Origin of the sequence: Desulfuromonas soudanensis (genome assembly GCF_001278055.1) — a bacterium.
In the GTDB taxonomy this organism is placed as follows: Bacteria; Desulfobacterota; Desulfuromonadia; order Desulfuromonadales; family WTL; genus Deferrimonas; species Deferrimonas soudanensis.
This window is the reverse complement of sequence record NZ_CP010802.1, coordinates 141,459-155,197: the sequence shown is the minus strand read 5'-3', so window position 1 is coordinate 155,197 and position 13,739 is coordinate 141,459. Positions and strand designations below refer to the sequence as shown.

General features: G+C 60.2%; 12 protein-coding genes. 4 read left to right on the top strand and 8 right to left on the bottom strand.

Translation table 11 applies throughout. The annotated features are described in order from the left end of the window. Window positions 1-205 precede the first annotated feature (205 nt). Entirely contained in the window at window positions 206-2,467 is a 2,262-nt protein-coding gene (locus DSOUD_RS00695) for an inorganic phosphate transporter (protein WP_053549191.1), read from the top strand. 91 nt (window positions 2,468-2,558) lie between these two features. Here the strand turns inward: DSOUD_RS00695 and DSOUD_RS00690 are convergent, their stop codons facing one another. From DSOUD_RS00690 to DSOUD_RS00675, 4 genes are all read right to left on the bottom strand, one after another. Continuing rightward, window positions 2,559-3,209 (bottom strand): RluA family pseudouridine synthase, encoded by a 651-nt coding sequence (locus tag DSOUD_RS00690; RefSeq protein ID WP_053552240.1) that lies wholly within the window; start codon window positions 3,207-3,209, stop codon window positions 2,559-2,561. 134 nt (window positions 3,210-3,343) lie between these two features. Further along, window positions 3,344-3,655 (bottom strand): DUF167 domain-containing protein, encoded by a 312-nt coding sequence (locus tag DSOUD_RS00685; protein ID WP_053549190.1) that lies wholly within the window; start codon window positions 3,653-3,655, stop codon window positions 3,344-3,346. A 15-nt stretch (window positions 3,656-3,670) separates the two neighbouring features. Further along, window positions 3,671-4,282, bottom strand: coding sequence for a DUF2238 domain-containing protein (locus DSOUD_RS00680; protein WP_053549189.1), 612 nt, complete (start codon window positions 4,280-4,282; stop codon window positions 3,671-3,673). A gap of 243 nt (window positions 4,283-4,525) precedes the next feature. After that, window positions 4,526-5,800, bottom strand: a complete 1,275-nt coding sequence (locus DSOUD_RS00675) for a nickel-dependent lactate racemase family protein (RefSeq protein WP_053549188.1) — start codon at window positions 5,798-5,800, stop codon at window positions 4,526-4,528. Between the two features lie 251 nt (window positions 5,801-6,051). On the opposite strand from DSOUD_RS00675, the gene DSOUD_RS00670 reads away from it, so the two are divergent. Further along, window positions 6,052-6,915, top strand: a complete 864-nt coding sequence (locus tag DSOUD_RS00670; RefSeq protein ID WP_053549187.1) for a YitT family protein — start codon at window positions 6,052-6,054, stop codon at window positions 6,913-6,915. Window positions 6,916-6,942: 27 nt separating this feature from the next. Then, window positions 6,943-7,821, top strand: coding sequence for a pseudouridine synthase (locus tag DSOUD_RS00665; RefSeq protein ID WP_053549186.1), 879 nt, complete (start codon window positions 6,943-6,945; stop codon window positions 7,819-7,821). Window positions 7,822-7,999: 178 nt separating this feature from the next. Here DSOUD_RS00665 and DSOUD_RS00660 read toward each other — a convergent pair whose 3' ends face one another. From DSOUD_RS00660 to DSOUD_RS00645, 4 genes are all read right to left on the bottom strand, one after another. Next, entirely contained in the window at window positions 8,000-8,281 is a 282-nt protein-coding gene (locus tag DSOUD_RS00660; RefSeq protein ID WP_053549185.1) for a peptidylprolyl isomerase, read from the bottom strand. A 224-nt stretch (window positions 8,282-8,505) separates the two neighbouring features. Beyond that, complete coding sequence (locus DSOUD_RS00655; protein ID WP_053549184.1) at window positions 8,506-9,156, bottom strand: response regulator; 651 nt, start codon at window positions 9,154-9,156, stop codon at window positions 8,506-8,508. After that, window positions 9,153-10,559, bottom strand: coding sequence for a sensor histidine kinase (locus DSOUD_RS00650; protein ID WP_053549183.1), 1,407 nt, complete (start codon window positions 10,557-10,559; stop codon window positions 9,153-9,155). The genes DSOUD_RS00655 and DSOUD_RS00650 overlap by 4 nt, the downstream gene beginning before the upstream one ends. Window positions 10,560-10,854: 295 nt before the next feature. Continuing rightward, window positions 10,855-12,840: a cytochrome c3 family protein gene (locus DSOUD_RS00645; protein ID WP_053549182.1), complete on the bottom strand. Its 1,986-nt coding sequence runs from the start codon at window positions 12,838-12,840 to the stop codon at window positions 10,855-10,857. A 260-nt stretch (window positions 12,841-13,100) separates the two neighbouring features. Here DSOUD_RS00645 and DSOUD_RS00640 point away from each other — a divergent pair, with 260 nt between their 5' ends. Then, window positions 13,101-13,634 carry a gamma carbonic anhydrase family protein gene (locus tag DSOUD_RS00640; RefSeq protein ID WP_053549181.1) on the top strand — a complete coding sequence of 178 codons (534 nt, stop codon included), beginning with the start codon at window positions 13,101-13,103 and terminating at the stop codon, window positions 13,632-13,634. The last annotated feature ends 105 nt before the right edge of the window (window positions 13,635-13,739 follow it).

Sequence of the window (13,739 nt, the reverse complement as noted above, 5' to 3'; positions counted from 1 at the left end):
CTTTCTCCCGATGCAGGGACAGATTCCCTTAACTTCCGGCGTCCCGTCCGGTCCGGAAGGTCAGGGAGGACAAAATTGTCCTTGCTAACACGAACCTAACAATCCTACCCTATACAGGCTGACGGTTCCTCCTCCGGGAGGAGCCTCCGCCCTTCCGGCGGGCCGGATCCATACAAAACGAAGACTGAAAGGGCTTTAGCTGCCAATGAATACAGACATTCTCCTCATCGGGGTCGTCATTCTCGGCCTGGTCGCCGTCATGGACATCATGGTCGGAGTGAGCAACGACGCGGTCAATTTCCTCAATTCGTCCATCGGCTCGCGGGTGGCGCCGCGGGCGACCATCATGGTGATCGCCAGCCTCGGCATCCTCGCCGGGGTGACCTTCTCCAGCGGCATGATGGAGGTGGCGCGCAAGGGGATCTTTCATCCCCAGTTCTTCACCATGCCGGAGCTGTTGACCATCTTCCTGGCGGTCATGATCACCGACATCATCCTCCTCGACCTCTTCAACACCTACGGCCTGCCGACCTCCACCACCGTCTCCGTGGTTTTCGAGCTCCTCGGCGCCGCCGTCGCCGTATCGCTCCTCAAGATTCTGCAGGCCGGCGACAGCCTGGTGACCATCGTCGAGTACATCAACTCGGCCAAGGCGATCACCATCATCATGGGGATCCTCCTTTCGGTGGCGATCTCCTTCGTCTGCGGCACCGTCGTGCAGTTTTTCACCCGCCTCCTCTTCACCTTCGACTACCAGCAGCGCCTCAGGCGCTACGGGGCCCTGTGGGGCGGCATGGCGCTGTCGTCGATCACCTACTTCATCCTCGTCAAGGGGGCCAAGGGAGCCGTCTTCATCCCCAGGGAAACGGTCGCCTGGATCAACGCCAACACCCTGCCGCTGCTGCTGATGATCTTTGCCGTCTCCGCCGTCGTTCTGCAGATTTTGCAGCTGATGAAATTCAACATCCTCAAGCCGATCGTGCTCATCGGCACCTTCGCCCTGGCCATGGCCTTTGCCGCCAACGACCTGGTCAACTTCATCGGCGTCCCCCTGGCCGGCCTGCACGCCTTCAAGGCGGCCATGGCGACGGCCACTCCCCTGACGGCGACCATGGGGGCGCTCGGCGAAAAGGTTCATTCGGAAACCTCCTTCCTCCTTCTGGCCGGCATCATCATGGTCCTCACCCTCTGGCTGTCGAAGAAGTCGAGAACGGTGACCGAGACCGAGATCAGCCTCAGCCAGCAGGAGGAGGGGAACGAACGCTTCGAGTCGATCTTCCTCTCCCGGGCCATTGTCCGCCTGGTCCTGAACATTGTCGATACCGCCAGGGTCATCGTCCCCCGGGGGGTCCGCACCTGGATCGGCCATCGCCTCGACCCCGGCGTCGTGCCGACGGTGACGGTGGAGGGGAGAAGGCCCTCCTTCGACCTGCTGCGCGCCTCGGTCAATCTGATGGTGGCCAGTGCCGTGGTCTCCTACGCCACGGCCAACAAGCTCCCCCTGTCCACCACCTACGTCACCTTCATGGTTGCCATGGGGAGCTCCTTTGCCGACCGGGCCTGGGGGCGTGAAAGCGCCGTTTACCGGGTCACGGGCGTGCTGACCGTCATCGGCGGCTGGTTCATGACGGCCGTCATCGCCTTCACGTTTGCCGGCCTCTTCGCCGCCGTCATCTTCTACGCCCAGGGCTTCGGTGTCCTCCTCCTTCTGGCTCTGGCCGGGGGGCTGATCTGGAACGCCCACCGCAAACACCGGGCCATGGCCGAAGAAACCCTGAAAGGGAAGGTCTTCAATCTCAAGTCGGTGGAAGACCCCCGGAACACCGTCGAAACGACCTTCGAGCACATGAGCCTTCTCCTCAAGGAGATCCGCGCCTCCCTCGACACGACCCTCGACGCCCTCTTTCGCCAGGATTTCGACCGCCTCGGGGTGGAGCGCAAGAAGCTGACCAGGATCCAGCAGTGGACGAACATCATCAGCGCCAACGTCTTCAAGGCGATGCGCCTCCTCGACCAGGAAGGGCTGGCGGTCTCGCACAAATACGCCCAGACGATCCGTCGTCTGCAGAAGGTCAACGACGGGTACCGGGACATCGTCCTGCGCGCCTACACCCACATCGGCAATCACCACAAGGGGCTCCTGCCGGTGCAGATCGAGGAGTTGGAGGAGGTCCGCCGGCTGCTGCATGCCATTCTCCTCGAGGTGGAGGAGACCTTCAATCGCAAGCAGACCGCCGACCTCGCAGGGCTCGGCGAAAAAGACCGCCAGTTGCGGGCCCTGGCGGCCGAGCTCGATGCCAGACAGGTCTCCCGGATTCACGACAACACCTCCAAGACCCGTTTGAGCATCCTCTATTACGGCATCGTCGGCAATGCCATGATGCTCTCCAAACAGAATCTCGAGCTCCTGGAAATTTTCGATCTCTCCTTCGGCAAATTCGAAAAGGCAAAGGAGAGCGATTCCTGATCGCGCTCTTCTCACCCTATCGCCAGAGACAAAAAAGCCCGCATGCGCGGGCTTTTTTGTCTCTGCTATGGGAAGAAGGGGGCGCCGCTATTTACTTGCCGATCAGGCGGAGAAACTCCTCCGGCATTCCGGTGTCGAAGGTCAGGGTCCGGCCGTTGAAGGGGTGGACGAAGGTCAGCGCGCGGGCGTGGAGGGCGAGGCGCTTCGAGACCGTATCGCCGGTGCCGTATTTCTTGTCCCCGACGACGGGGTGCCCCTTTTCGGCAAAATGGACGCGGATCTGGTGCTTGCGCCCGGTGAGGAGATGGATCTCCACCAGACTAAGTCCCCGGGCCTCCTGCAGCACCCTGTATTCCGTGGTCGAGAGCTTCCCCCTGGCGGCGTCGGGGGTCGAGTAGACCCGCTGGGCGGCATTCTCGACCAGAGAGGTGGAAATGGTCCCTTCCTTTGCCGTCAGATGGCCGTGGACGATGGCCAGGTAGACCTTGTCCGTCGACGCCCAATGCTCCTGGAGAAACTTCTTGGCCTCTTCGCTTTTGGCAAAGAGCAGGACCCCCGAGGTGTCCTGGTCGAGGCGATGGACCACATAGACCCGGTTGCGCGATTTGGGATCGCCCTTGCGCACATAATCGTTGAGGAGATAGTGGGCCGTCCGCGTCTTGTCCCGATCGGTGCCGACGGTCAGGAGACCCGCCGGCTTGACCACCACGAGGATTTCCCTGTCCTCGTGGAGGATCACCATCCCTCCCGGCTGCCGCTTTTTCCCCGGTTTTTTCTCTTTGCCCTGCTGTTCCAATGGACCCCCGCCTTTTTATCGCTCCGACCTTGCTCTGTATTTCGAGGAACCGGAGGGGAAACGATTTGTTCCCGACCGCCTCAGCGCGACCCGATCCCCAGTTCCTGCTGGCCGATGACCGCGGGGAGGCGTTTGGGCGCCTTGATCCGCAGCTGCTTATGGATGTTCATCCGCCCGAAGACCACCTCGATATCGCCGACGGAGACGCCGAACTCCCCGGCGAGAAATCGCACCATATGGTCGGTGGCCCGCCCCTTATGGGGGACGGCGGTTACGCTGACGCAGAGCTCGGCCCCCTTCACCCTGCCGACGGCGTCCCGTTTGGCGTTGGGCGTGCCGAGAATATTGAGGACCAGGGTCTCTCCCTCCCAGGCATGAAACGGTTTTTTCATCCTCTCTCCAGTCGACTAGGCCGGCTCTCCCGCAAGGAAGCGGCGATCGGGACGCACCAGCCAGAAGAGGACCGTCACGCTCAGGGCGCCGAGGGTATCGCTGAGCATATCCTTTTGCGCATCCCAGATATCCCCCTGCGAGCCGAGGAACTCGAGTCCGGCTTCGCCCCCTTCGGCCACGGCGTACCACCACTCGATGATCTCGTAGCCGGCGGCGACGCTCATGATGAAAAAGACGCCGAAAAAGGACGCCAGCACCGCGCCGCACCACCCCCTGCGCGTCACCAGTTCCATGAGCGGATAGGCGTAGAATCCGATGGAGAAATGGCCGATGCGGTCAAAGTGGTTGCGCTCGAAACCGAAGAGATCGGAGACGAACCCGAAGGGGACGTTGGCGAAGGTGTAATGACCGCCGACGGTGTGCCAGAACATCCAGACGGCCAGCATCAGGTAGGAGAGGTTGCTGAAGCGGAAGCGGCCGAAGGTCACCACCAGGAGGACGAAGACCGCCACCACGGGGATGACTTCGGCGATCCACACCTCCCGCGAGACCGGGTCGATCCCCAGGGCGATAAAAAAAATCGTGAAGACCGCAGCCAACCCCTGGGGAAAATATTTTTTGAACATGGACGCCCTCCTCTGAAAAAATCGGTGGGCTCCTTGATAGCCTCAGATCGGCCAAAAGTCAAATCATCTTCGTCGACCGGCCAGGCGACGGAAATCTCGTCCGACAGGCTCCCAAGCAACAGCATTTTTAGCCACCAAGACACGGAGCCACCAAGAAAATCAATTAAAACGCTTAGTTTCCTTGGTGTCTTGGTGCCTTGGTGGCTAACTTGCCTTTTTCGATGCCTTAAAGACCGGCCCCCCTCAATCGACCTTGAGAATCAGCAGCGGCCCGTCCGGAACGATCGCCCAGCGCGCATCCTGGCCGAATCTCTCCAGCAGCTGGGCGATGGCCTCGTTGATCCGGGGTACGGGATGAAAGTGAAAACGCTTCAGGGTTGCCGCGTCGATCCCCCCGGTGTGCACCCAGATTTCCTTCTTCAGCATGACCTGGTACGTCTCCTGGGCGCACCACTGGTCGGGGAGGAAGAACTCCTTCTTCATCAGCTTTTCGATAAAGGCCTGCGGCGTGGTGGCATGCTCGAAAACCGCCCGGTACTCGTCGCTGCCGAAACCCTCCAGGCACTCGGTGGCGATGAGGATCACCCCCCCGTCCCGGGTCGCCCCGGCCACCCCGGAAATCCCCTTGGCGGTCTGGTAGAGGTTGCAGTCGAGGGGGGCCCCGGCATTGGTGGTTACCACGAAGTCGAGGGGGGCATCGAGGGTGCGGATGCAGTGCCGGGAGAGAAACTCCACCCCGGCCAGATGGGCCTCGACCGGGTGTCCGGCGAACACGCCGGTGACCCTTTTACCGGTGTCGAGGGTGACGTTGAGGATGAAATCGGCGCCGGCCTGTTCCATGACCAGGAGCCCCGCCTCGTGGAAGGGGTTCCCCTCGAGGATCCCGTAGCGGGTCCGCGGATGGGCCACCATCTCCGGACCGTGCATGAATTCCAGCGTTCTGACGGAGGAGATCCCCGGCAGAATCGACTTGCGCCCGCCGGAAAAGCCCGCCCACATATGCGGTTCGATAAAGCCGGTGAGAATTTTCAGGTCGGCCGCCAGGTAATGCCTGTTCACCAGAGCCGGCACCCCGTCGCCGATCGTTCCGACCAGAGTCATCTCCTCCTCGTTTTTCGAGAAGTGGTTGATGATACGGTAGCTGCCGGCAATCTCCCGGCCGACCAGGCGTTCGAGTTCCGCGCCCTCGTTGGGGCGATGAATCCCCGTGGCAATGAGGATGGTAATCTTCTCCCCGGGGATCCCCGCCGCTTCCAGGTGGCGGATGATGATCGGCAGGAGGAGGGCATTGGGCACCGGGCGGGTGATGTCGCTGATGACGATCACCGCATCCCTTTTCCCCAGGGCCAGTTTTTCCAGGGGCTCACAATCGATCGGCCGGTACAGAGCCCGGTCGACGGCCTCCTCCGGAGCCGTCAGGACCGGGGCCTCGCCGGGATAGAGGACACCGACGAAATTGGCCGTCTCGGGAAATTCGAGATCCAGCCCCTCTTCGCCGTACTTGAGATGAACGCGCATAGTTTTCTCCCCGTAATTGCTGGCACTTTGACCGAAAAAACCGAATCGCCTCATCGGCCCCTCGCCTTGAGCCTCCCCAAGAACTATACCCGACACAGGAGAAAAATATGCTAGACTCTCCGACTCCCGGGCAGGATCGGCCAAACATCTGGGCCGGGGGGAGAATCGGGGTTGACATGTCGCCGCCGCGGGCGCAGGCTTGCGGGTCCAGCGTCCCTGCCGCGACGCTGCCGTTTTCGAAAGGAGAGAGTGTGACCAAAGAGAAAAGCGCCTTCGTTTATTCGGTCTTCTGGAACTGCGGCCTGATCACCGTCGGCACCCTGATTCAGGCCATCGCCCTGAAGTCGATCGCCATCCCGCACAATTTCGTCCCCGGGGGGCTCTTCGGTGTCGGGTCGCTCCTCTATTACCGGACCGGCTGGCTCGATCCGGGGCTTTTTTACATCCTCCTCAACCTGCCGATGTTTATCCTCGGCTACATCTATATCTCGCGCCGCTTCCTCTGGTACAGCGCCCTCGCCATGGGGCTGATTTCCCTTTTTTACCAGCTCATCGGTTTTCAGATTCAGATCGGCAATCAGCTCTACGCGGCGCTCGTCTTCGGCGCCTTCCTCGGGGCCGGAGCGGGGATGGTGCTGCGCTCCCTCGGCTCCAACGGCGGGCTCGACGTCGCGGCGGTGATCCTCAATCAGAAATTCAACATCGGAGTCGGCAAGGTTTACTTCATCTTCAATATCGTCCTTTTTTCCTTAAGCCTGGCCGCCCTCGAAACCGATCTGGTCATCGCTTCGATGATCGCCGTCTTTGTCTGCTCGCAGGCGGTGGACTATGTCCTTTCCCTCTTCAACCAGCGCAAGCTCACCTTTATCGTCTCGGAAAAACCCCAGGAAATTGCCGACAAGGTGATGACCCACCTGAAGATCGGCACCACCATGCTGCCGGCCGTCGGCTCCTATCGCAAACAGGAGAAAACCGTCCTGATGGTGGTCATCAACAATATCCAGCTCAAGCGCCTGGAAGAGATCGTTTTCACCGTCGACAACTACGCGCTCTTTATCGTCGAGAACACCTTCAGCGTCCTCGGCTCGACCTTTTCGCGGCGCAAGATCTATTGATCGCGCCGACCAAGGACCCGTTCCTCCATGGGGATTTCCCGCTACCCGTCCTGCGTCAGTCTGCCCTGCATAAAGCGCCCCTACCCCTCGCTCCTCGATTTTCTCGTGCAGAGATTTCCCGGCGTCGGGCGGGGCCCCTGGCAGGAGCGGATTCTTGCGGGGAAGGTTCTGGATGAGGCGGGCGCGGCGATCTCCGCAGAGACGCCCTACGTCCCGCAGATGCGACTCTTCTACTTCCGCGAGGTCGCCGAAGAGCCGCTGATCCCCCTGGGAGAAACGATCCTCTTCGAAAACGGCGAGATCCTCGTCGCCTGCAAGCCGCCGTTTCTTCCGGTCACCCCCTCGGGCCCCTATGTCAACGAATGCCTCCTCCATCGCCTGAAAACGAAGACGGCAAATCCCGACCTGGTCCCCCTGCACCGCATCGACCGCGAGACCTCGGGCCTCGTCCTCTTTTCCAAAAACAGGGAGACGCGGGGCCTCTACAGCAACCTCTTTTTAACCGGCCGGATCGAGAAAACCTACGAAGCCCTGGCGGCAGTCCATCATGGCCCGGAAGTACGGGAGTGGACGGTGGAAAACCGCCTGGTGGAGGCCGAGGATTTTTTCCGGATGAAGGTCGCTGCCGGCCTCGAAAACGCCCGGTCGAAGATCGAACTCCTCGATTTCCGCGACGGCCGGGGTCATTTCCTCCTCTCTCCGATCACCGGCAAGAAGCATCAGCTGCGCCTGCACATGAGCGGACTCGGTTTCCCCATCCTCAACGACCGGTATTACCCGAACCTCCTCCCCAGGCAGGAGGACGATCTCGATCACCCCCTGCAGCTGATCGCCCGGAGGGTCAGATTCCTCGATCCCCTTTCCGGCCGAGAGATGGAATTCGCCTCAGAGCGCAAACTCCTCTAGGGACTGGCTCCTGCGGAGCCAGTCCCTGTTCGTGTGGCTCCGCAGGTGCCTGTCCCCTGATGCGAAGGAAATGAAGGATAAAGAAGAGCCGCTGACGGTCGTCCTCAGCGGCTCTTCTTTGTTTTCACTATGTGTCACTGGAGGACGGGCTCCGAAGGAGTCACTTTCCCCTTTTCGCTCAGGCGGTGCGCTTGGTGATTTCGATCAGATGATAGCCGAACTGGGTCTTGACCGGGCCGAGGACCTTGCCGACTTCGCCGGAGAAAACGACCTCGTCGAATTCCCTGACCATCTGTCCCGGGGAAAATTCCCCCAGACCGCCCCCCTGTTTGCCGGACGGACATTTGGAGTGAATTTTTGCGATCTCGGCGAAGTCTTCCCCCCCTTCGATCATGGTTTTGAGGGTGTTGCAGTCTGCCTCGGTCGGCACCAGGATGTGCCGGGCGCTTGCTTTTGCCATGGTGAATCTCCTTCTCCGTTTTTAAATTAATGAAGGACTCATTCTAAACCGAAGGGGGATCGTTTGTCCAATTTGAAGGGAGAAGGGAGATCAGGCTACATCAGCAGCCGGGTCTGGGTATAGGCCAGGAATCCGGCGATGAGGACGGCGATGGCCAGCAGGATAACGACTAATTTTTTCGACATTTTTTCTCCTTTTCCGGGCACCTATCGCCCTTGCCTCAATCAGTGGGCCATGTTGTCGATGACAATATTCATGCACTGGGTCACCTTGACCCCCTTGGGGCTGAGACTGTAATATTTTTGATCGTCCTGGCTGATCAACCCTTCTTCCTTCAGGACCTTGAGGTGGAAGTTGACCTTGGTGTGGTCATCGATGCCGAGATCGCGGGTCACTTCCATGAATCGCCTTCGCCCTTTGCCCTTCAGCACCAGGAGAATCTGTCGGCGAATGGCATTGGCGAGGGAATTGAAGGTTCCGTCCATGTTGAGAATCGCATTGCACTCCTTGAATCGGGCTTCCTCCAAAACTCTTCTCACCGTGATCAGCAGGTCCGAGATCTTGAACGGCTTGGTCAGATAGTCGTCGGCGCCCCGCCGCATCGCTTCCACGGCGTTTTCAATGGTGGAAAACGCCGTGACCATCACCACCTTGAGTTGCGGTTGCTGCCGCCGCAGGAGCAGAAGGGTCTCCAGGCCGCTCAGGCCGGGCATCACCAGATCGAGCAATATCAGGTCGAAGGCCCTGGTTTTGACCATCTCCAGAGCTTCGTCGCCGTTTCCGGCCACCACGACATCGAAGCCCTCTGCCGAAAGAACCTCGCGCAGGTTGTCCCGCAGTTCCCGATCATCATCCACCACCAGAATTTCACTCATGATCTTGAACCCTCAGGCACGGGAAAGAGTAATTTGACGGTCGTTCCTTCGCCCGGCGCACTGGTTATGCGGATTTCCCCGCCATGCAGCTCCATTATACCAAAGCAGATGGAGAGGCCCAGCCCCGTCCCGGTCCCCGGGCCCTTGGTGGTGAAAAACGGGTCATAAATGAACTTGAGATCATTCTCGGAAATCCCTGACCCCTCGTCCACCACTGTGCAGCACACCATCCTCTCTTCGACCCCGGTCCCGACCCGGATCCGTTTCCCCTGGGCGGTCGCCTCCATGGCGTTCATCAGCAGGTTGAGCAGGACCTCCTCGATTTTCCAGGGGATCCCCTCGATATCGGGCAAATCCTTGAGCTCCAGCTGAAAATCATAGTGATTGCGGCGGTTTCCGATCAGCTCGAAGGTGTGTTGAATCACCTCGTTGAGATTGACCGGCATCAACTCGGTTTCCCGGTTGTGGGAGAAAAACAACAGCTCTCCGGCTATTTTCGAGGCCCTGTCGATATTGCGTTTGATGGCATCGATCCGCGGCTGCAGCTTGCTTTCGAACTGAGCCAGAGGTTTCAGATCCTTTTCCAGTAATTCGACACTGATGGAGACATTGGTCAGAGGGTTGTTGATTTCATGGGCAATTCCGGCGGAGAGCTTTCCGAGAGAGAACATCTTTTCGCTTTTGGCAAATCGTTTGAGACTCTCCTCGATCTTGGCTTTCCGTTCGACATCGAAGATCTGCAGAGCCTGCATGATAGAGTGCAGCACGACAAAGGCGGCCAGGGCCCGACAGATTTCCACCGGCATTCCGAAGATTTTCATTCCGGAGGGGAAGGCGCCGGCAAAAATCCCGTACAACAGGATGGCAAAGCCGGCATTCTTGAGATTGCGCGCCCCGCGGCGGCTGAGAGCTGTCACCGTGGCCGAATAGCGGACAAATCCGAAACCCGCCATGGCGGAGGCGGGCAAGGCGATAAAATTTCGCAGATAGAGCTCATAGCGGAAGGGGCTTTCATGAAGATGACTGAAAACGAAGGAGGCCACGGCCAGAAAGATCCCGGCCGAGATGAGCCGCCGCCATGCCGGCCGGGCAAGCCGGTCCAACAGCAGCAGTTTGAATCCGAACCAGAGGAGGAACCCGAAGGAAAGCCCAAGAAGCAGGAGTTTCCCCAGGATCCAATAACGGTAATATTCTCCCTGCAAATGCTCGTCATTCATCTGCATAAAGAGTTCGAGCCATTCGTTGAGGCCGTGCGAATAGGCAAAGAGGGCCAGGATCCAGAGGATCCGGGCCACTTTCAAGTCGCTGAACCGCAGATCCCTGGAGGTGATGGCCGAGCCGATGGTGAAAAAGACCAGCCCGTAGAAGAGATAGAGAGCGAAAAAGCCGGATTCCTCGATCATGGAGTTACCCCTGTCCAGTTCTGTTTTGGAACATTTCACGGGCGAAAATGGCCGTCGTCGATCGGCGGAACCATCCCCTTCTGTTCAAATTCGTTTGAATCGACCCGATCCCCCTTTGTACCATTGTAGCCGCAGACGTCCGCCTTTTTTTCTCGCGGCGCCGCCTCGGTTCACGGGAGGCAAAGCCGGGTGGGAAAACCTCGCCCCGCAATGACAACAGCGCCCCCGAACTTCCGAGGGCGCTGTTGTTTTTACCGGTGACTAACATCCCGAAGGGACGTCGCTTTAGGCGTTGTTAATGGCAGACGCCGCAGCTGTTGTTGAAGGGAATCGGCATCGCGTCGGTCGTTGTTGCGACCCGGGGTACGTCGAAGCGATGGGAGCTGATGTCCCCGCCGTTCCAGGTCTGCTCGCCGGCACCCGATTTCGCGGTTTTGACCGAATGGCAGTCGATGCACAGGGCGGGAGCGCCCGAATGCAGGGCGGAGCCGATTTTGGCCACCTGATGGTCGCCGCTGACGACGTCGGTATGACAGCTCAGGCAGAGGGTGTTGTCGGTGGTGCCGCTGAGCTGGTGACGGTCGGTTCCCGGAGCATGCACGTCATGACAGGCGGTGCAGGTCTTGAGGGCGCTGCCGTTGCGGTACTTGGCCGAGGCGATGAAGTCGGTGTACTGCTGATGGTGCGACTTCGAATGCTGGTCGGCCCACAGGTCGGAGGTGGTAGCGTCGTTGCGGCTCGTCTGGCCGGCCAGGTAGTCGGCGCGGCTGGTGCCGGGGAAGAGCATCTTGCCGTCGGCGTTCAGGGGGGAGTCGTTGCCGGTGACGCCGTCATAGGTCCCCTTGGGACGGCTGTGGCACTGGCCGCAGATGACGCTTTCGCGCTCGGCGGTAAGGTTGCCCGGGGTGACGATGAACTCGCCGAGGCCGCCTGCGGCCTGGTGCTCGGAGCCCGGACCGTGGCAGGTTTCGCAGCCGACGTTGAGTTCCTGCTGCACACCGGTCAGGGGGTGGATTTCCCCATTGGCGTCAGCCACGGCCGATGCGGTGTAATCGAGAGTCGTGGCGTTTTTGGCGATGCTGAAGCCGGTGAAGTGACAGGAAGCGCAGTTGAGGTCGAAGCTCTTGCTCGCACCGGGAAGAAGATTGAGGGTGCTGTTCGCCGGTGTGACGGTGTTGACGGCCAACCACCAGTCGAGGTGGTAATCGCGCCACACCTTGCGGGTGCGGTCGGCATTGGTTTCGTCGCCGGAGGCATTGAACTGCAGCGGCAGCATGTGGAGGCTCTCGCTGGGAGAAAAGGAGGTCAGGTAGCGCTGCTTGTAGACGCCGCCGCCGTAGTTGAGGAGCACCTCGCGGATCAGGGGGCTGTTCGGGTCGGCCGGGTTGATGACGTTGGTGAATTCCATCTTGTACTTGCCGTCGACATCTTTAAAGGCACGGACGGTTGCATAGATTGCGTCGGTCATCACGGCTGTCGGATCGCTCTCGGAAGTCTTGAACTTGTCGAAACCGCGGCTGGCGTCGTAGTCGTAGAACCAGACGGTGGTGCCGCCGACCACTTCGAACTTTTCGATGCCGGCCATGTAGTTGTAAACGCCTGCGGTCGGACCGAACTCGGAGAGATCCTGCAGGGCGCTCGGCGCACCCGGCACCATGATGCCGTGCTTGTGGGCGGTCTTCTTCTGATCGGCGTAGTCGACGTGACAGACCAGACAGTCACTGGAGCCGATATAGGTCGCCGTCGCCGACGGGGTGGTGGAAACCTCGATTGCGGTCACGGTATTGTCCAGCGAGGCGCCCGTGACGGCGTTGCGGCAGAGGCTGCCGCCGGGAAGGTGGTCGGCCGTGGCCGGTGCAACATAAATAAAGTACTCGGTGGTATCGACCGCCAGCCCGGTCAGGACTGCAGTTCCCTCCGCATCGGTGACGGCGGAGATGTAGGTCGCCACTCCGCCGCCGGCGGGGGTATACTTGCCGTTGACCAGGTCCTCGAGGGGCTCGTCGACGTTCAGGGCCTCGGCGGTGTAATTACCGGCGACCAGCGTCAGCGGCTGGGCCGCAAGGTCGGCGACATCGGACGCCGGAATGGCGAAGACGGTGGCGCCCTCGACCGCCGCGCCGGAAGTGTCTTTCACGGAGACGGTGGGCTCCGTCACAACGGGCTGCTGGACGGGCGGGGTCGAATTGCTGTCGCTCCCGCAAGCGGAAAGGATGACCGACGTCAGGACAACCAGAACCGCACAAGCCAGAAAACTGTTCATCTTTTTTTGTACTGCCATGAAACCTCCTTGTTCGTTGCGTGTTTTCCTTCTTTTAAACCTTGTCTTTCGCCTCCTTGCTCATTGATTGTGCAAGTGTGGATAATATCGGCCACTATCCCCATCTCCTTCCAGATAAAAGAAACTTTTTTTTCCCGGCCGCCTGTGAAGTAAAATTCACAGAAGGAACGAATTCACACCGACCGGGATAAGGTCGACGCCGTCCCCGATCCCGCCCCATCAAAGGCGTGTCCCCAATAACGCAAGGAGACCGAACCCTCATGATCTACCACCTCGAGGACCGCCGGGTGACCCTGATCGGGACCCCCTTCATCGCCCCCAACGCAACCCTCATCGGCTCGGTCACCATCGAAAAGGAGGCCAGCGTCTGGTTCAACGTCGTCATCCGCGCCGACAACGACCTGATCCGCATCGGTGAGGGGAGCAACATCCAGGACGGCTCGGTCCTCCACGTCGATCCCGGCTTCCCCCTCTCCGTCGGCCGCCTGGTCACCGTCGGCCACAGGGTGATCCTGCACGGCTGCACCATCGGCGACGGCAGCCTGATCGGCATGAACGCCGTCGTGCTCAACGGCGCATGGATCGGCCGGGGGTGCCTGATCGGTGCCAATGCCCTGATTACCGAGAAGATGGTCGTACCGGACAACTCCGTGGTCCTCGGCTCACCGGGGAGGATCGTCCGCAGCCTGGACGAGGCGGGGCGCAAAAAAGTGCTGGAGAGCGCTGAACATTACCGGGAGCAGGGGCGAAGGTATCGGGAGGGATTGAAGGAGACTGCGGAGGGGGGAGCGTAAGGGGGAGGCTGGAGAGGAAATCAGCTCATTCGAACCGAAAATCACGGGGACAGGCGAAAATCACGGGGACAGGCACCTGCGGAGCCAGTCCCCGCGGAGCCAGTC